The organism is Novosphingobium sp. PhB57, from assembly GCF_004342985.1.
Classification (GTDB): Bacteria; Pseudomonadota; Alphaproteobacteria; order Sphingomonadales; family Sphingomonadaceae; genus Novosphingobium.
Window position 1 is genome coordinate 20,239 of record NZ_SMBO01000005.1, and the last position, 16,890, is coordinate 37,128.

The 16,890-nt window shown below is 67.5% G+C and carries 13 protein-coding genes; 12 read left to right on the forward strand and 1 reads right to left on the reverse strand.

Annotation, left to right across the window (positions count from 1 at the left end; all coding sequences use genetic code 11):
* The first annotated feature begins 11 nt into the window (after positions 1-11).
* The 12 genes from EDF58_RS15615 to EDF58_RS15670 all read left to right on the forward strand — a co-directional run bounded on the left by EDF58_RS15615 (position 12) and on the right by EDF58_RS15670 (position 16,228).
* Positions 12-581: a sigma-70 family RNA polymerase sigma factor gene (locus EDF58_RS15615; protein ID WP_165921445.1), complete on the forward strand. Its 570-nt coding sequence runs from the start codon at positions 12-14 to the stop codon at positions 579-581.
* Between the two features lie 94 nt (positions 582-675).
* Positions 676-1,647: a FecR domain-containing protein gene (locus EDF58_RS15620; protein WP_132267287.1), complete on the forward strand. Its 972-nt coding sequence runs from the start codon at positions 676-678 to the stop codon at positions 1,645-1,647.
* A gap of 94 nt (positions 1,648-1,741) precedes the next feature.
* Positions 1,742-4,423, forward strand: coding sequence for a TonB-dependent receptor (locus EDF58_RS15625; protein ID WP_207913019.1), 2,682 nt, complete (start codon positions 1,742-1,744; stop codon positions 4,421-4,423).
* A gap of 17 nt (positions 4,424-4,440) precedes the next feature.
* On the forward strand, positions 4,441-5,775 hold the full coding sequence (locus tag EDF58_RS15630) for an aminotransferase class V-fold PLP-dependent enzyme (RefSeq protein WP_243654294.1): 1,335 nt from the start codon (positions 4,441-4,443) through the stop codon (positions 5,773-5,775).
* A gap of 414 nt (positions 5,776-6,189) precedes the next feature.
* Positions 6,190-6,861, forward strand: coding sequence for a hydrolase (locus EDF58_RS15635; protein WP_132267289.1), 672 nt, complete (start codon positions 6,190-6,192; stop codon positions 6,859-6,861).
* Positions 6,862-6,979: 118 nt separating this feature from the next.
* Entirely contained in the window at positions 6,980-7,816 is an 837-nt protein-coding gene (locus EDF58_RS15640) for an alpha/beta hydrolase (protein WP_132267291.1), read from the forward strand.
* 116 nt (positions 7,817-7,932) lie between these two features.
* Positions 7,933-8,205 (forward strand): DUF1427 family protein, encoded by a 273-nt coding sequence (locus EDF58_RS15645; RefSeq protein ID WP_132267293.1) that lies wholly within the window; start codon positions 7,933-7,935, stop codon positions 8,203-8,205.
* Between the two features lie 89 nt (positions 8,206-8,294).
* Positions 8,295-10,142, forward strand: coding sequence for an amidohydrolase (locus EDF58_RS15650; protein ID WP_132267295.1), 1,848 nt, complete (start codon positions 8,295-8,297; stop codon positions 10,140-10,142).
* A 197-nt stretch (positions 10,143-10,339) separates the two neighbouring features.
* Entirely contained in the window at positions 10,340-11,227 is an 888-nt protein-coding gene (locus tag EDF58_RS15655) for a glyoxalase (RefSeq protein ID WP_132267297.1), read from the forward strand.
* Between the two features lie 3 nt (positions 11,228-11,230).
* The gene (locus EDF58_RS15660; RefSeq protein WP_132267299.1) at positions 11,231-11,704 is read left to right on the forward strand and encodes a DoxX family protein; all 474 of its coding nucleotides are present in this window, start codon (positions 11,231-11,233) and stop codon (positions 11,702-11,704) included.
* Between the two features lie 106 nt (positions 11,705-11,810).
* Complete coding sequence (locus EDF58_RS15665) at positions 11,811-13,172, forward strand: alginate export family protein (RefSeq protein WP_132267855.1); 1,362 nt, start codon at positions 11,811-11,813, stop codon at positions 13,170-13,172.
* A gap of 80 nt (positions 13,173-13,252) precedes the next feature.
* Positions 13,253-16,228 (forward strand): sensor histidine kinase, encoded by a 2,976-nt coding sequence (locus EDF58_RS15670; RefSeq protein ID WP_132267301.1) that lies wholly within the window; start codon positions 13,253-13,255, stop codon positions 16,226-16,228.
* A 20-nt stretch (positions 16,229-16,248) separates the two neighbouring features.
* On the opposite strand, the gene EDF58_RS15675 is transcribed toward EDF58_RS15670, so the two are convergent.
* Positions 16,249-16,881, reverse strand: a complete 633-nt coding sequence (locus EDF58_RS15675) for a response regulator transcription factor (protein WP_132267303.1) — start codon at positions 16,879-16,881, stop codon at positions 16,249-16,251.
* Positions 16,882-16,890: the final 9 nt, after the last annotated feature.

Genomic DNA, 16,890 nt, shown 5'->3' on the forward strand with positions numbered 1-16,890 from the left:
GCTGGTTTCCCGTGCCCGTCATCCGCCCGATCGATATCTGGTTTGCAGACGAAGTCTTTCCCCACGAAGACCGTTTCCTGGCCGCTGCCCTGCGCATTTCGGGCTCGCGCGAGGAAGCCGAGGACCTCGTGCAGGAAGCCTTCACCCGTCTGTACACGCTGGAAGGCTGGGCCGCGATCGACAACCCGCGCGCCTATGTCGTGCGTATGCTGCGCCATATCGCCATCGAACGCCTGCGGCGCCAGCGCATCGTCGATTTCCGCCAGCTTGCCGATGCCGACCACCTCACCCTGGTCGACGAGACGCCCGACCAGCACCGGATCGCGGCCGGACGGGAAGGCCTGCGCCGCGTCTCCGACCTGATCGCCAGCTTGCCCGAGCGCTGCCGCACGGTCTTCGTCCGCCGCAGGATCGAGGGCGAATCCTCGAAAGCCATCGCGCAGGACCTGGGCATCAGCCTCTCGACTTACGAGAAGCGACTGGCCCGCGCCATCGAACTGCTTTCCCGCGCCCATCTCGGCGGCGAGACCGAGACGGCCGGCGACGGTGCCGAGACCTGCGACGCGCAAGGCAGGCGCTGAAGCGAAACCCGAAAAAAAGATCGGAGCGGCTTGGCGGGTTTGACTTCGCCGTTCGTCTGCTATTCCGGCCTTCGAAATTACCGCATCCGGAAAAATGAGCATCTTCAACGATCAACGGCATAGACGCCGCAAGGCAACCCGCGAAGCGGCGGGCTGGCTCGCGCGACACGAAGCCGGCACGATCGACGAAGCGCGCTTCGAGGCGTGGCGCGCCGCACATCCCGGAAACGCCATAGCCTTTGCCCGCGCCCTGTCGGTATGGCGCGCTGCCGAGACGCCCTCTTCCTCCCTGCCGCAGGCGCAGCCTCTCGCGGCCGCGGGCCTCTCCCGTCGCCGCGCCCTGGGTGCATTCGGCGGCATGGGGCTGGTCGGCCTGCTCGCGGCGGGCGGCGTCGCCACGCGCGCTTATGCCTGGGACAGCGCCCGCTCCGGTATCGGGGAATGCCGGCGCCTGATCCTGCCGGACGGCAGCCGCGCCATGCTCAATACCGACAGCCTCCTGCAATGGCGTTTTTCCGACACCGAGCGCAGTCTCTGGATCGCCCGCGGCGAAGTGGCGCTGGAACTGCTTCCCGGCATTCCCGCCCGCGTCCATGGCCAGGGCCTGACCGCCGCGCTCTCCACCGGCCGCTTCAACGTGCGGCTCCAGACCGGCGCGATGGACGTGACGGTGCTGACCGGCCGCGCCGCCGCCTCCACCTCCACCTCCGCGCCCTCCAGCGCCATCGGGAGCCCGCGCCCCGCAGAGGTCGCCGCGCCGAACGAAGGGCTGCTGCTCTCCGCAGCGGATCCCTCGGTCCGCCCGGCCAGCCCCCAGCACATGGCCGCGACGGTCGCCTGGCAGCAGGGCGAGATCGTGTTCGACAACGAGCCGCTGCAAACCGCGGTGCAGGAATACAACCGCTACCTGCCCGGCAAGATCGTGATCGCCGATCCGGACCTCACCGGCATTCCCGTGGGCGGCCGCTTCACCTCCACCGATCCGGCGGCTTTCCTTTCGGCGCTGGAGCTGGGGCTGGATATCCGCGCGACACCGCATGAAGGCGGCTTCATTCTGACCCGCTGAAAATTTTTTAACCGGCCCTTGGCGGTTCCGACCGGCCGGATCGTCTGGAAGGGCAGAGGCGCAGATCGGCGCCTTTCAAAAGGGTCGTTCATCCATGTCCGCACGGTTTCGCCGCGCGCCGCTTTTCGCGGCGTTGCTTGCCACGTCTGCTGTCTGCGCCACCTCTCCCGTCTTCGCCGCGCCTGCCATGGCCGCCGAGGCCCATGCCTTCGCCATTCCCGCGCAGCCGCTCTCCAGCGCGCTGACGCAGTTCGCCCGCCAGGCGCAAGTCCAGATCTTCTTCCCCAGCGCCACCATCGGCACCCTGCGCGCTCCGGCGCTGAGCGGCCACATGACGCGCCAGGTCGCCTTGGGCCGCCTGATCGCCGGGACCGGTCTCGCCGTGAAGAAGGATGACGGCAAGACCGTGGTCCTCGGCCTGCAGGAAGACCGCTCGGAGCCCGCCCCGCGCGGCGGCCGGGCCGCCACGCCCACCGATGACGCGGGCAGCGACATCATCGTCACCGGCACCCGTGCGCAGGCGCAGACCGTGTTCACCGCGCTTTCGCCGGTGGACACGCTGTCCGAAAAGCAGGTCAAGTCCACGGTCACCGCGCGCCTGGACGAGAAGCTGACGCAGCTTGTGCCGGCCTTCATCGTCCAGAAGCTGCCCGCTTCGGACGGCCCTGAATTCATCCGCCCGGCCTCGCTCAACAACCTCTCGCCCGACATGACCCTGGTGATGGTCAACGGCAAGCGCTTCCACCGCTCGTCATTCCTCAACAGCGGCGCCCAGGCGACCGACCTGGCGCAGATCCCCTCGTTCGCGATCGGCCATGTCGAAGTGCTGCGCGACGGCGCCTCGGCGCAATATGGCTCCGACGCGATCGCCGGCGTCATCAACGTGATGTTCGACACCAAGCCCGGCTTCTCGGCCTATGCGCAAGGGTCGCAATACTACAAGGGCGACGGCGAGCAGGTGCAGCTTGGCGGGCGCGCGGGCTTTGCCCTTCCCGGCGGTGGCCACTTCGTGGTGACGGGCGAATTCGCGGACACCAACCCCACCTCGCGCAGCCAGCAGCGCCAGGACGCGATCGACTTCTCGAACGCCACCGGCATCGCCGTGAAGGACCCGGTCCAGCGCTGGGGCAACCCGCAGCTCCAGACCATCAAGTTCGCGGTCGATGCCGCCGAACCCATCGGCGACGATGTGGAAGTCTACGGCTTCGGCACGTTCGGCAAGGGCAAGGGCTGGTCCGACATCAACTGGCGCAACCCGGCGACCACCACCTCGGTCTACAACCAGACGGCCGCCTTCCCCGGCTTCGACGTCAACGACATCTACCCCGCCGGTTTCGCACCCAGCGAAGGCGTGCGCTATACCGACTTCCAGACGGTGGGCGGCATTCGCGGCGGCCAGTCGGGCGATTTCCGCTGGGACCTCTCGGGCTCGTTCGGCCAGAACGCCACCGCGTTCTACCTGCACAACTCGATCAATGCCTCGCTCGGCCCGGACAGCCCGCTGAACTTCTACCTCGGCCGCAACATCCAGCGCGAGTTCAACCTCAACGCCGACGGCGTCTATAACCTGTCGCTGCCCATCTTCGCCAAGCCGGTGACCGTGGCCTTCGGCACCGAACGCCGCGTGGAAACCTACCGGATCCGCGCCGGGGACGAGGCCTCCTATGCCGTGGGCGAAGGTGCGGCCTACGGCCTGGCCGCCGGGTCGAACGGCTTCCCGGGCTTCTCCGATCTTCAGGCCGGCTCGTGGAGCCAGACCAGCTATGCCGGTTATCTCGACGTGACGGTCCCCGTCACCGAGGCCTGGAGCGTGGAAGCCGCGCTGCGCGACGAGGACTATTCCAGCTTCGGCAACAGCTTCAACTACAAGTTCTCCACTCGCTACGAACTCTCGCCCGCCCTGGCGGTTCGCGGGTCCTATTCCACCGGCTTCAAGGCCCCGACCCCGGCGCAGATCAACTCGACCAGCACCTCGCAGGGCCTCGATACCACCACGCTGCTGCTCTACACGACCGGCCGCCTCTCGCCGCTCAACCCCGTCGCGCAGTATTTCGGCGCCACCGCGCTGGAGCCGGAAACCTCGAAGACGGCCACGGCAGGCTTCGTCTGGCGCACGGGCTTCGGCCTGTCCGGATCGGTGGACGCCTATCAGATCAAGGTCGACAACCGCTTCAGCGTCTCGCCCAGCTATGTCCTGACCGACGCGATCAAGGCCAGCCTCATCGCCCAGGGCATCAGCCAGGCGGCCGACTACCGCACGATCACGTTCTTCACCAACGACTACGATACCCGCACGCGCGGCGTGGACTTCGTGGTTTCGTACAAGCACCCGGTCGGCCCGGGCGTGCTCGATGCCACGGCGTCCTACAGCTACACCCAGACCAAGGTGGTCTCCAGCCAGATCGCCCAGAGCGACACCACCCGCGTGAAGTACGAAAAGGGCCTGCCCGAGCATAATGCCGTGGCCACGCTCAATTACACGCTGGGCAAGGTCTCGCTGATGGGACGCCTTCGCTATTACGGTGGCTGGACGGATTCGAGCGGCAATGCCAGCGGCGACATCTTCCAGGACTTCGGCGGCATCGCCTTCGTCGATGCAGGGGTGACCTACGAATTCCGCCCCGGCCTGTCCATACGCGTCGGCGCGGAGAACCTGTTCAACAAGTACCCGGAGAAGGCGACGTTCCAGGCCAGCCGCGGCCTCGTCTACTCACGCAACGCCCCCTACGACACCAACGGCGGCAATTACTACGCCCGCGTCGACGTGTCGTTCTGAGCAGGAGGTCCAAGGCCATGGCTACCGAGATTCATCGCCGCACCCTGATCTCCGGGGCCATGGCTACCGGCCTTCTCTCTCCCCTGTTCGCCGCCCCGGCCGCTTCGGCCGGCGCGAGTGCGGGAACGGCGCCCCTCGGGTCGCAGCTTCGGCGCGCCGTTCCCGCCGATCCTCAAACCATCGACCCCCAGGACAGTGCCTACTGGGCACAAGTCGCCGCGCAGTTCGATGTCACGAAAGCCATCGTGCAGCTCGAAAACGGCAACTGGGGTTCGATGGCCCGCCCGGTCGAGCAGGCCTATGCCCGCAAGCTGGCCAAAGTGAATGCCGAGAATTCCTACTACGCCCGGCGCGGGTTCTGGCAGGACATCCTGCCGGTCCGCGCCCGCGCCGCGGCCATCCTCGGCGTGGAGCCGGAAGAAATCGCCTTCACCCGCGGCGCCACCGAGGCGCTGCAAACCCTGATCGCCGGCTACAACCACCTGCGTCCCGGCGACCAGGTGCTCTATTCCGACCTCGACTACGACAGCACCCAGGCCGCGTTCCGCTGGCTCAAGCAGCGCCGCGGCGCCGACCTTGTGACTTTCGCGCTGCCGGAACCCGCCACTCACCAGGGCCTGATCGACGCCTATGCCCGTGCGCTCGAGGCGAACCCCAAAGTGCGCCTGATGCTGCTGACCCATGTCGGCCATCGCAGCGGCCTGGTCACGCCGGTGAAGGAAATCGTTGCTCTTGCCCGCGCGCGCGGGGTCGACGTGATTCTCGATTCCGCCCATGCCTGGGGCCAGCTCGATTTCACGCTCCCCGAACTGGGGGCCGATTTCGTGGGGCTTACCTGCCAGAAGTGGATCGGTGCGCCGATGGGCGTGGGGCTGGTCTACATCCGCAAGGACCGGCTGGACGCGATCGATCCCAACATGAGCGAGGTGGGCAATCCCGACCATGGCACGCAGAGCCGCGTCCATACCGGCACGGCCAGTTTCGCGGGCTATCTCGCGCTTGCCGACGCGCTCGACTTCCACGAGGCCATCGGCATCCGCGCCAAGGAGGCACGCCTGCGCTTCCTGCGCGACCGCTGGGCCGAGGCCCTGCGCGGCCATCCCGGCCTGGAGATCCTGACGCCCGCCGATCCGCGCCTGACCAGCGCCCTCACCTCGTTCCGCCTGCGCGGACAGACCAGCGTGGTACAGAACAAGGCGCTGGCGGCCACGCTGCTCGATCGCTTCGGCATCTTCACCGTCCACCGCGAAGGCCTTGCCAGCGGCGCCTGCGTGCGCGTGACCCCCGCGATCTTCACGGCGGAGGCCGATATCGACCGCCTCGTCGCCGCGATGAAGACACTCGCGGGCTGACGGCCCGGCCGCGCTCCCATTGCTACCCGGCCGTCCTGCGGGATGACGCCGACAGTGCTGGCGCCCACGACCGGGCAGCGACCCGCGCCGCGATGACCCGCGCCGGGCATTACTGCCGCACGCCATCCTCCCGGCCCCCGTCCTTCGCGGCGCTTCCTGCCCCGCTGTCCCCGAAAAGCCCCGCCCCAATCAGACCGGGCCTCCCCCCGTTCGAGGCTATACCAACGGTTAATTTCGCTCGGGCCCCGTTTGGGGTCAAATGCTGCTCGCAAGTCGCAACAGCAACACCCGCCCCTTCGTACATTTCAATTTAATCGAACTATCGGATCGATTTTATACGTCTTTCTGGAACGGCCAATTCGCTCCAGAACACTCTCACCGGGCCGCGACGGCCAGCAGACAGGAAGACCCGCAATGACCATCACCGCTACGCCGACCGCCACCGCCACCCCCGGCAAGTCGCTGATCTCGCCCGACAATCACGCGCTTGTCCTGATCGACTTCCAGTCGCAGATGGCCTTCGCCACCAAGTCGATCTCGGCCGAACTGCTGCGCAACAACGCCGCCCTGATCTCGCGCGGCGCCAAGTCCTTCAATGTTCCGACCATCCTCACCACGGTTGCCGAAAAGAGCTTTTCCGGCCCGATGTTCGAAGAGATCACCGAAGCCTTCGACGGCCAGGAAATGCTCGACCGCACTTCGATGAACACCTGGGAAGACGAAGCCGTGATCTGCGAGATCAACCGCATCGCCAAGCCCCGCATCGTCTTTGCCGGTCTCTGGACCTCGGTCTGCATCGTCGGGCCGGTCGCTTCCGCCATCGACCAGGGCTTCGAGGCCTATGTCATCACCGATGCCTGCGGCGACATTTCCACCGAAGCGCATGAACGCGCGGTGGAGCGCATGATCCAGCTCGGCGCCGTGCCGATGACCTCGCTGCAGTACCTGCTCGAACTGCAGCGCGACTGGGCCCGCACCGAAACCTACGATAGCACCACCGGAATCGCCAAGAAGTGGGGCGGCGCCTACGGTATCGGTATCAACTACGCCAAGACCATGTTCGGCGCATCCGAAGGCGGTCACTGATTTGAAGCTCGGGACCGGCGGCCAGATACCCCCCATCCGGCCCTCACGGACAAGGCTTCCGGTCCCTACCTCCTTTTTCCCGCGAAGACTTCACTCTCAACATCGAAGGATCAGCATCATGGGTTACGTAACCACCAAGGACGGCGTCGAAATCTTCTTCAAGGACTGGGGCCCGAAGGACGCCCAGCCCATCGTCTTCCACCACGGCTGGCCGCTCTCGTCTGACGACTGGGACACGCAGATGCTGTTCTTCCTCTCCAAGGGCTTCCGCGTCGTCGCCCATGACCGCCGCGGCCACGGCCGCTCCGAGCAGGTGAGCGAGGGCCACGACATGGCGCACTACGCCGCCGACGCTTCCGCCGTCGCCGAACACCTCGACCTCAGGAACGCCGTGCACATCGGCCACTCCACCGGCGGCGGCGAAGTTGCGGCCTATGTCGCCCGCTACGGCATTCCGCAGGGCCGCGTCGCCAAGGCCGTGCTGGTCAGCGCCGTGCCGCCGATCATGCTCAAGACGGAGGCCTACCCCGGCGGCCTGCCCATGGACGTGTTCGACGGCCTGCGCGCCGGCCTTGCCGCCAACCGCGCCGAGTTCTTCCGCGATGTCGCCGCAGGGCCGTTCTACGGCTTCAACCGCGAAGGCGCGGACGTGAAGCCCGCCGTGATCGACAACTGGTGGCGCCAGGGCATGATGGGCAGCGCCAAGGCCCATTACGAAGGGATCAAGGCCTTCTCGGAAACCGACCAGACCGACGACCTGAAGGCGATCACCGTCCCCACGCTGGTCCTCCACGGCGATGACGACCAGGTCGTCCCCTACAAGAACGCCGGCGTGCTCCAGGCGGAAATCCTGCCGAACGCCACGCTCAAGATCTACGAGGGCTATCCGCACGGCATGCTGACCACCCATGCCGACATGATCAACCCCGACCTGCTCGCCTTCGTGCAGGGCTGATAGGAACGTCGCTTTCCATCGTTCGTCATTGCGAGCGTAGCGAAGCAATCCAGGGCGGTTTCCGCCGCGCAATGACGACACGGGGAACCGATTGAACGTTCGAGGAACCCAAAGCCATGAAAGCCTACCTTCTCTCGATCGCTGCCGGGCTGCTGGTGGGTGTGGTCTACAGTCTCCTCGGCGTGCGTTCGCCCGCCCCGCCGATGATCGCCCTGCTGGGACTGCTCGGCATTCTCCTCGGCGAACAGATCGTCCCGCTCGCGAAGAAGATCTGGGCGCACGAGGAAGTCGCCCACTACGTGCAGACAGATTGCCGCAAGCACGTCCTGGGACGCCTGCCAGGGGACAAGTTCCCCTGCCGCACGGCCGACCACAAGGCCGAAGCATGATCACCCGCCGACAGACCATAGCCGGAGCGGCTGCCAGCTCACTCCTGCCCTCACTATTCTCCCAATCCGCACGTTCCAAGGAAGCCGTCATGACCGACACGATCATCGTCAACGCCAAGGTCACCACCCTCGACCGCGAAAATCCGCAGGCCGAAGCCGTGGTCATCCGCGACGGCAAGTTCCTGACCGTAGGCAGCGAACAGGAAGCGCGCGAGGCCGCCGCGCCCGGCGCCGCCGTGATCGACGCCAAGGGCCGCCGCCTGATCCCCGGCCTGATCGACAGCCACATGCACATCATCCGCGGCGGTCTGAACTTCAACATGGAACTGCGCTGGGACGGCGTGCCGACCCTGGCCGACGCCATGGCCATGCTGAAGAAGCAGGTCGACAACACCCCCGCCCCGCAGTGGGTCCGCGTGGTCGGCGGCTTCACCGAGCACCAGTTCGCCGAAAAGCGCCTGCCGACGATCGCGGAACTGAACGCGGTCGCGCCCGATACGCCGGTGTTCATCCTTCACCTCTACGACCGCGCCCTGCTCAATGCCGCCGCGCTGCGCATCGTCGGCTATACCAAGGATACGCCGAACCCGCCGGGCGGCGAGATCGTGCGCGATGCTTCGGGCAACCCCACCGGCCTGCTGCTGGCCCAGCCCAACGCCACGATCCTCTATTCCACGCTGGCCAAGGGCCCCAAGCTGCCGCAGGAATACCAGATCAATTCCACCCGCCACTTCATGCGCGAAGTCAACGCGCTCGGCGTCACCGGCGTGATCGACGCGGGCGGCGGCTTCCAGAACTATCCCGACGATTACGAGATCATCGAGAAGCTCCACGCCGAAGATCAGCTGACCGTCCGCATCAGCTACAACCTCTTCACGCAGAAGCCGAAAGAGGAACTCGCGGACTTCGCCGGCTGGGTAAAGCAGGTCACGCCGGGACAGGGCGACGACACCTACCGCCACAACGGCGCGGGCGAGATGCTGGTCTATTCCGCCGCCGACTTCGAGGATTTCCGCCAGCCCCGCCCCGACATGGCGCCCAGCATGGAAGGCGATCTGGAACCCGTCATCCGCCTGCTCGCCGAGCACCGCTGGCCCTGGCGCCTGCACGCGACTTATGACGAGACCATCGGCCGCGCGCTCGACGTCTACGAAAAGGTCAACCGCGACATTCCGCTCGAAGGCATCAACTGGTTCTTCGACCATGCCGAGACCATCAGCGACCGCAATATCGACCGCATCGCCGCGCTGGGCGGCGGCATCGCCGTGCAGCACCGCATGGCCTATCAAGGCGAGGATTTCGTCGAGCGCTACGGCGCCAAGGCGGCCGAGCGCACGCCGCCGATCGCCAAGATGATCTCCGCCGGAATCCCCGTGGGCGCCGGCACCGACGCCACCCGCGTCGCCAGCTACAACCCCTGGGTCTCGCTCTCCTGGCTGGTTTCCGGCCGCACCGTGGGCGGCCTGCGCCTCTACCCCAACGCCAACCGCGTCACCCGCGAAAAGGCGCTGGCGATGTGGACGCACGAGAACACCTGGTTCTCGAACGAGATCGGCAAGAAGGGCCAGATCAAGGCCGGCCAGCTTGCCGACCTCGCCCTGCTCTCCGACGACTTCTTCTCCGTGCCCGAGCATGACATCGTCCATATTCGCGCAGTGCTGACCGTGCTGGGCGGCAAGGTCGTCCACGGCGAGGGCGACTATCGCCCGCTCGCCCCGGAACTGCCGCGCCCGATGCCCGACTGGTCGCCGGTCGCGACGTTCGGCGGCTATTACCAGACGCCCGAAGCCAGGCAGAAGCTCGCCTCGGCCTGCGGCTGCGCCAGTTCCTGCGGCGTGCACGGCCATGACCACGCCTCTGCACTGGGCGCCAATGTCCCGGCCGCCGATGTCCAGACGTTCTGGGGCGCACTCGGCTGCGGTTGCTGGGCCGTCTAGCTTCGACGAGCCCTGCCGCATGCGGCGGGGTTCATCACATACTATTCCAAAATATCGAACATATCGGACGATATTATTCGGATCGATAGCTGTTCGTCCGCACCTTAAACCGATCTCGCAAGCCCCGCTCACACAGCGAGGGCCGACCGAGACGACGACGAAACGTGCCCCCCGGAAATTTCTCAAGGAGACCTTCGATGAAGCGCTTTGCCCTCCTTTTTGCCACTGCCGTAATGGCGGCCAGCCCCATCGTCACCCCCGCCTTCGCGGCCCCGACGGCGGACTATTCGGTCGGCGCCCAGTACGACACCACGCACGTCTACGTGCCGCAGGACCAGTTCGACACTTTCGTCGCCAGCTTCGTCGCCACCTTCGGCGGCACCACCAGCAAGCAGGGCGAATTCCAGGTGACGCCGACCACGAGCCTCACCAAGTCGCAACTGGTACTGACGCCCGCGGGCACGATCTCGGTCTTCGGCTTCAAGACGCCGATCCCCTATCCCTTCGGCGACGAGCGCACCGGATATCTGGTCACCGACATCGACGCCGCCGTGAAGTCGGCCCGGAGCCACGGCGCGGTGCGCCGTCTGGAGACTTTCCCCGATCCCATCGGCCGGGATTCGGTGGTGCAATGGCCGGGCGGCGTGAACATGCAGCTCTATTGGCACACCGCCAAGCCGAACTACGCCAAGCTCGCAACCGTGCCGGAAAACCGTATCTACCTGACCGTCGATGCCGCCGATGCCTTCATCAGGAGCTGGACCGGCTTCGCCCATGCCAAAGTCACCGCCGACGACAAGGCCGCCAGCGGCGCCGAGATCGGCGAACCCGGCAAGACCGTCCGCCGCGTCTCGATCGACAGCGGCTACGGCAAGATGGTGGTCTACGTTTCCGACGGCCAGTTGCCCTGGCCTTACGGCCGCGACATGACCGGCTATGCCGTGAGCGATCTCGCTGCCACTCTCGCCAAGGCCAAGGCGGCAGGCGCCGAGACCCTGGTCGCACCCGTCACCGCGAACCACCGCCAGACCGCCATCGTGCGCTTCCCCGGCGGCTACGTCGCCGAAATCCACCAGGGAGCATAAGCCATGTCCGGCCTCCCTTCGATCGATCGCACGCCTCCGGCAGAGCGGCTCGCATTCGTGGGCGCCGTGCTGGACTTCAAGCCGACCGCCTTCCTCGCCCGCCTCGCGCTGGTGAGCGCTTACCTGGTGGGCGGGGTCGACAAGCTGGGCGACTGGCCCGCAGCGCTGGCGGAGCAGAGCCACTTCGGCCTGACCCCGCCCGCGCTCTGGGCCGGGCTGACCATCACCGTCGAACTGATCGGCGCGTTTCTCGTCCTTGGAGGGCGGCTGGTCCTGCAGGGCCGGCTGGTCTGGCTGGGCGCGGGGATGCTCGGCGTGTTCACTTTCCTCGCGGCGCTGGTGGCCAATGCCTTCTGGACCATGCCCGAAGGCCCCGAGCGCTTCGGTGCGATGAACGCCTTCTTCGAGCATATGGGCCTTGTCGGCGGGTTCGTGCTCGTGGCGATCCTGGCGCGCAAGGGGGCCGGCGGTGCCTGACCTCGTCGTCCCGGGCCCGATCCGGGACCGGCGCCTGTCCTCAGGCGCCCTTTCGCGGGCATGGCGCGGCGCGGCCAGCGGTCCCGGATCGGGTCCGGGACGACGGCTGGCGGCGCTGTCGCTTTCTCTCGCGGCCCTGCTGCCCACCACCGCCCAGGCCGCGCCGAAGGAAGCGTGGGAGGCCCCCACCCTGTCCATCACGCGCTACGACGAGGACTGGTCGGACCTAGAAGACGCCGAGAAGCGCGATCACCACTGGACCGGCCCGTTCAAGTACATCCCTCTCGGCGACGACGCCTGGCTCTCCACCGGCATCGAACTGCGCGTGCGGAACGAGAACTACGACGACAACCTCTGGGGCAGCGCCGAGGCGCCTGACGACGGCTATGTCTGGTTTCGCGCCCTGCCTTATGCCGATCTCCACCTCGGCAAGCTCCGCGCCTTCGTGCAGCCCATCGCCTCGACCTCGGCGGGCGTCGCGCCAGCGCCCGGCCCGGTCGACGGGTCGGGCATCGATCTCCTGCAGGGTTTTGCCGAGGCCGACCTCGGCCCCGTAACCCTGCGCGGCGGGCGGCAGATGCTGTCGCTCGGCACGGAGCGGCTGGTCGGCACACGCTACGGCCCCAACGTGCCGCTCGCCTTCGATGGTCTTCGCGCGGACGTGGCCCTGGGCGCGGCGACGGTCAGCCTGCTGGCGGTAAGGCCGGTGCAGGCGCGCAAGGGGGATCTCAACGACCGCACCTCGCCTGACGAGGCGCTCTGGGGTGCCTATGCCGCGCTGCCCGCCCTCGACCTCTACTACCTCGGCTATCGCAACGATGCCGCGCACTGGGGCACGCGCGGCGGCACCGAGACCCGCCACAGCCTGGGTGCCCGCTGGCACGGCAGCCGGGAGGACTGGCACTGGAACGTCGAGGGCGTCTACCAGTTCGGCCGCTTCGCGAATGGCCCGATCTCGGCCTGGACGCTGGGCACCGAACTGGGCCGCGCCTTCCCAGACGCGCCGCTGGCGCCCGACCTTACCCTGCGCGTCAATGTGGTGAGCGGCGACAAGTCCGGGGACACGCGCCAGGACAGCCGCCTCGGCACTTTCAATGCCATGTTTCCCAAGGGCAAGTATTTCGGCGAACTCTCGCCGGTCGGACCCTACAACATCGTCAATGCCTATTCCTCGCTGGGCCTGCAACTGGCCCCCACCGTCTCGGCCAGCCTCGCGGCCATGGCCTACTGGCGCTATTCCCGCGAGGACGGGATCTACGACGTCCCGGGCAACCTGGTCCGCGACGCCGGAGACAGCCGCGCGAAGTTCGTCGGCAAGGAAGTGGAGATGACGCTGGCCTGGCAGGCGAGCGCCGAACTGGAAATCTCCGCCTCGCTTTCCGCTTTCGCACCCGGCGCTTTCATCCGCGAGACCGGATCGGCCAAGACCATCCACATGCTTGGCCTCGAAAGCAATTTCCGGTTCTGAAAGCGCTCCAAATCGCCTTGTGCGCAGGGCCATACCAAGGTTTGCTTGTCCGCCGCCGGCCGCCATGCAATGCGCGCGCCATGCGTCCCGATCGAGCCCCTGCCCGACCCTTTCTCCACCGGCTGGCGTCGCTGGCAGCCCTGCTCGGCCCCGTCATTTTCGGGGCGGTCGTCCCGGCGCCCGCCGTCCAGGCATCCCCGGCCACGGAGATCCCGGGCTACAGCAGCCGTCACTGGTCATTGGCCGACGGCGCCCCGCCCGACATCCGCGCGATGGCCCGCACCCGCGACGGCTTCCTCTGGCTTGGCTCGGGTGACGGGCTCTATCGCTTCGACGGGCTGAAATTCCAGCGCGTCGATCCCGAGGACTTCGACAACTTCCGCGCCCGGCAGGTCACGGCCCTGGCCGCGGCGCCCGACGGCAGCCTGTGGGTGGGCTACGCCTTCGGCGGCATCGCCCGGCTGAAGGATGGCAAGCTGCGCGGCGCCAACCCGGAAAAGAAGCCGCGCGGACGCGTTACCGACATCGTCGCCGCGCCGGACGGCAGTGTCTGGGTCTCGGCGTGGAGCGGCTTCGGATCGCAGCTTCGCCACCTGGTGAAGGGTCGCTGGGACGTGATCGACGTGGATGGTCCGCTGGTGCGCATGTTCCGCCAGAACGACGGCACGATGTGGATCGCATCGAACCCCGAACTGCGCCGCCTGCCCCGCGACAGCCGCACTTTCGAGGTCGTGCCGGGCCTGATGAACCTTGGCCCTGCCTTCGGCCAGGACCGCGCCGGCACCATGTGGTTCTTTTCGAGCGACGGGCTCCAGAAGCTCGGCCCGCGCGGCTTCCTGCCCACCGGCATCGCGTTCGGCGAGCCGCTGGGCGGCGGCGACGGCATCCGCAACCTGCTGTTCGATGCCGACAATCTGCTGTGGGTCGCGGGCAATGCCGCCGGGCTGGCGACAGTGCCGGGCAGCGATCTGTCCATGAGCCGGGCGGAGACCTATCCCGTTCAGGTCTCCACGCTGCTGCGCGATTCCGAAGGCACCATCTGGGGCGGCGCGCCGGACGGTCTGCACCGCTTCGTGCGCTCCCCGGTCATACACTATTCCGCGATCAAGGGCGTCCGCACCGGCATCGCGACGGGGCCGGACGGCTCGCTCTATATCGGCGGCGACGAGGGCCTGTACCGGATCATCGACGGCAAGGCGGACCTGATCCTGCGTTCCAGCCTGCTGTCCGAAGTCTGCTCGGTGGCAGGGGTGGGCGCTTACGTCCTGACCTACAAGAACGAGTATCTCGTGCGCGGGTCCACCCTGACCCGGATCATCGGCCCGCTCGAACATGAGCGCCAGTTCGGCCAGGCCTGCGCCGCCGATCACCAAGGGCGTCTGTGGGAATCGGTATCGGCCTCCGGCATGTTCCGGCTGGAAGGCCGGCGCTGGATCAAGGACGAAAGTCTGCCGCCGGCCACCACCTTCGTCGTCACCGGCCCGAACACTTTCGTCATCAACCAGCCGCTGCGGCTGCTCGCCCGCGTGCAGGACGGCAAGACGACGCCCCTCTGGCCGGGAAGCGACGACGAAGGGCACGACGGGGAGAGAGAAAAGACCGGCGTGGGCTTCGTGCGGATGCTCAAGCAGATGGACGGCAAGACCTGGATCGGCGGCGAGGCGGGGCTGGCGCGCTATGACGGGCGCCGCGTCCAGCAACTGAGCGCGCGGACCTACCCCTGGCTTGCCGGGGTCATGGGGATCGTCCGGGTGGCGGGCCATTACTGGCTGATCTCCTCGGGCGGGATCATCCGCATCGCCGAACCGGACCTGGAGGCCGCTTTCGCGCGCCCGGGCAGGCCGATCCCGCTCGCCCGCTTCGGGCAGAACGGCGCGATCCGCGCCCGTACCGAACCCTATTCCGCCAACGATGCCGCCGTGGACGCGCAAGGGCGGCTGTGGTTCGTGACGAGCACCGGCGTGGTGCAGGTCGATCCCTCGCGCATCGCCGCCGGAGCGGCCGAGATGCCGGTCCACGTCACCGCGCTGGAAGTGGACGGCCGCGGCTATCCGCTCACCGGCACGCGCCTGCCGGCGGGAACGTCCCGCGTCAGCCTGTCCTACGTGGGCCTGAGCCTGGCCGACGCGGAAGGCAACCGGTACCGCTACCGGCTGGACGGCGTCGACCAGGGCTGGGTCGATGCCGGAGGGCGCCGCCGCGTGGACTATGCAGGGCTTGGCCCGGGCACGTATCGCTTCCACGTCACCGCCGCCACCGGCGACGGTCCCTGGGCCCGGCGCGAGGCGGTGACGAGCTTCGTCATCGCGCCCTATTTCTGGCAGACCGGCTGGTTCCGGCTGGCCGTGTTCCTCAGTCTGGCATTGGGCATCTATGCGCTGTTCCGCTGGCGCATGCGGCTGGCCATGCAGGCCATGCGCGATCGCATCGAGGAACGCGTGACCGAACGCGAGCGCATCGCGCAGGATCTGCACGACACGCTGCTCCAGGGCTTCCAGGGCCTGATGCTGCGCTTCCAGACCGTGCTTCACCTGACCACGCCCGGCACCCCCGCGCATACCGCCATCGAGGACGCGCTGGAGCGGGCCGACGACGTGCTCCTGCACGGCCGCGAACGGGTGCGCGGCCTGCGCGAGGATGCCGAACCCAAGTGCATCGCCGAAACCTTGCGCGCCTGCGCGCAGCGGGTGGTGCGCGATGCCCTGCCCTGGGAAGTGCGGGTGGACGGCCCCGAGCAGCTCGTCGGCGCGCCGGTGGCGGAGGAAATCGAACTCGCCGTGGGCGAGGCGCTGGCCAATGCCGTCAAGCACGCGCAGGCGAGCCTGGTGCGCATCGAGATCCACCACGGCCGCGACCGCCTTTCCCTGCGCGTGGTGGACGATGGCATCGGCCTGCCGGAAGAGGTGCGCGCCGCAGGAGGGCGCGACGGGCACTTCGGCCTTACCGGCATGCGCGAGCGGCTGGAGCGGCTGGGCGGATCCTTCGCCATCGCCAGGGCCGCCGGGCAAGGCACTTCGATCCGGCTGACCCTGCCCGCGAAGATCGCCTATCGCTAGCCCCCGGCTGCCGATCCGATCTAGAGTTCGATCAAGCCGTTGCGCACGGCGATCGCCACGGCATGGGTGCGGTCCATCGCGCCCAGCCGCGCGAAGATCGCCTTCATGTAGCCCTTGACCGTCTCTTCGGAGAGCGACAGCCGCGCCGCGATCTGCTTGTTCGAATTGCCCGAGGCGGCCAGTTGCAGCACGTCGCTTTCGCGCGCGGTGAGGCGCTTGGCCTCGCGGTCCGCCGCGCCGAACACCTGCCGGTCGAAATGCGTGCCGCCGCGGTGGATCGACCGGATCGCGTCGAGCAGCTCGGTGCGCAGGCTGTTCTTCAGCAGATAGCCCGAGGCCCCGGCCTTGATCGCCTGCGTGGCGCGGCCGTCGCCCGAATATGTGGTCAGCACGAGGATCCGCGCCTCCGGAAACTCGGCAAGGATCCGCGTCATCGCCTCCACCCCGTCGACATTCGGCATCTGCAGGTCGAGCAGCATGACGTCTGGCCGGTGCTCGCGGAAGAGGCGCACGGCAGCCTCTCCATCCTCGCCTGCCGCCACGAGTTCCAGGTCGGGCTGGGTCGAGAACACGGCGATGATCCCGTCGCGCAGCAGGGGGTGGTCGTCCACCACGGCGATGCGGATGGGGGGCTGAAAATCGCTGTTTTCCATGGCTTCCCT

Coding starts and splice junctions, on each gene's coding strand:
- EDF58_RS15620 (WP_132267287.1), top strand. CDS start 676: ATGAGCATCTTCAACGATCAACGGCATAGACGCCGCAAGGCAACCCGC.
- EDF58_RS15625 (WP_207913019.1), top strand. CDS start 1,742: ATGTCCGCACGGTTTCGCCGCGCGCCGCTTTTCGCGGCGTTGCTTGCC.
- EDF58_RS15630 (WP_243654294.1), top strand. CDS start 4,441: ATGGCTACCGAGATTCATCGCCGCACCCTGATCTCCGGGGCCATGGCT.
- EDF58_RS15635 (WP_132267289.1), top strand. CDS start 6,190: ATGACCATCACCGCTACGCCGACCGCCACCGCCACCCCCGGCAAGTCG.
- EDF58_RS15640 (WP_132267291.1), top strand. CDS start 6,980: ATGGGTTACGTAACCACCAAGGACGGCGTCGAAATCTTCTTCAAGGAC.
- EDF58_RS15645 (WP_132267293.1), top strand. CDS start 7,933: ATGAAAGCCTACCTTCTCTCGATCGCTGCCGGGCTGCTGGTGGGTGTG.
- EDF58_RS15650 (WP_132267295.1), top strand. CDS start 8,295: ATGACCGACACGATCATCGTCAACGCCAAGGTCACCACCCTCGACCGC.
- EDF58_RS15655 (WP_132267297.1), top strand. CDS start 10,340: ATGAAGCGCTTTGCCCTCCTTTTTGCCACTGCCGTAATGGCGGCCAGC.
- EDF58_RS15660 (WP_132267299.1), top strand. CDS start 11,231: ATGTCCGGCCTCCCTTCGATCGATCGCACGCCTCCGGCAGAGCGGCTC.
- EDF58_RS15670 (WP_132267301.1), top strand. CDS start 13,253: ATGCGTCCCGATCGAGCCCCTGCCCGACCCTTTCTCCACCGGCTGGCG.
- EDF58_RS15675 (WP_132267303.1), bottom strand. CDS start 16,881: ATGGAAAACAGCGATTTTCAGCCCCCCATCCGCATCGCCGTGGTGGAC.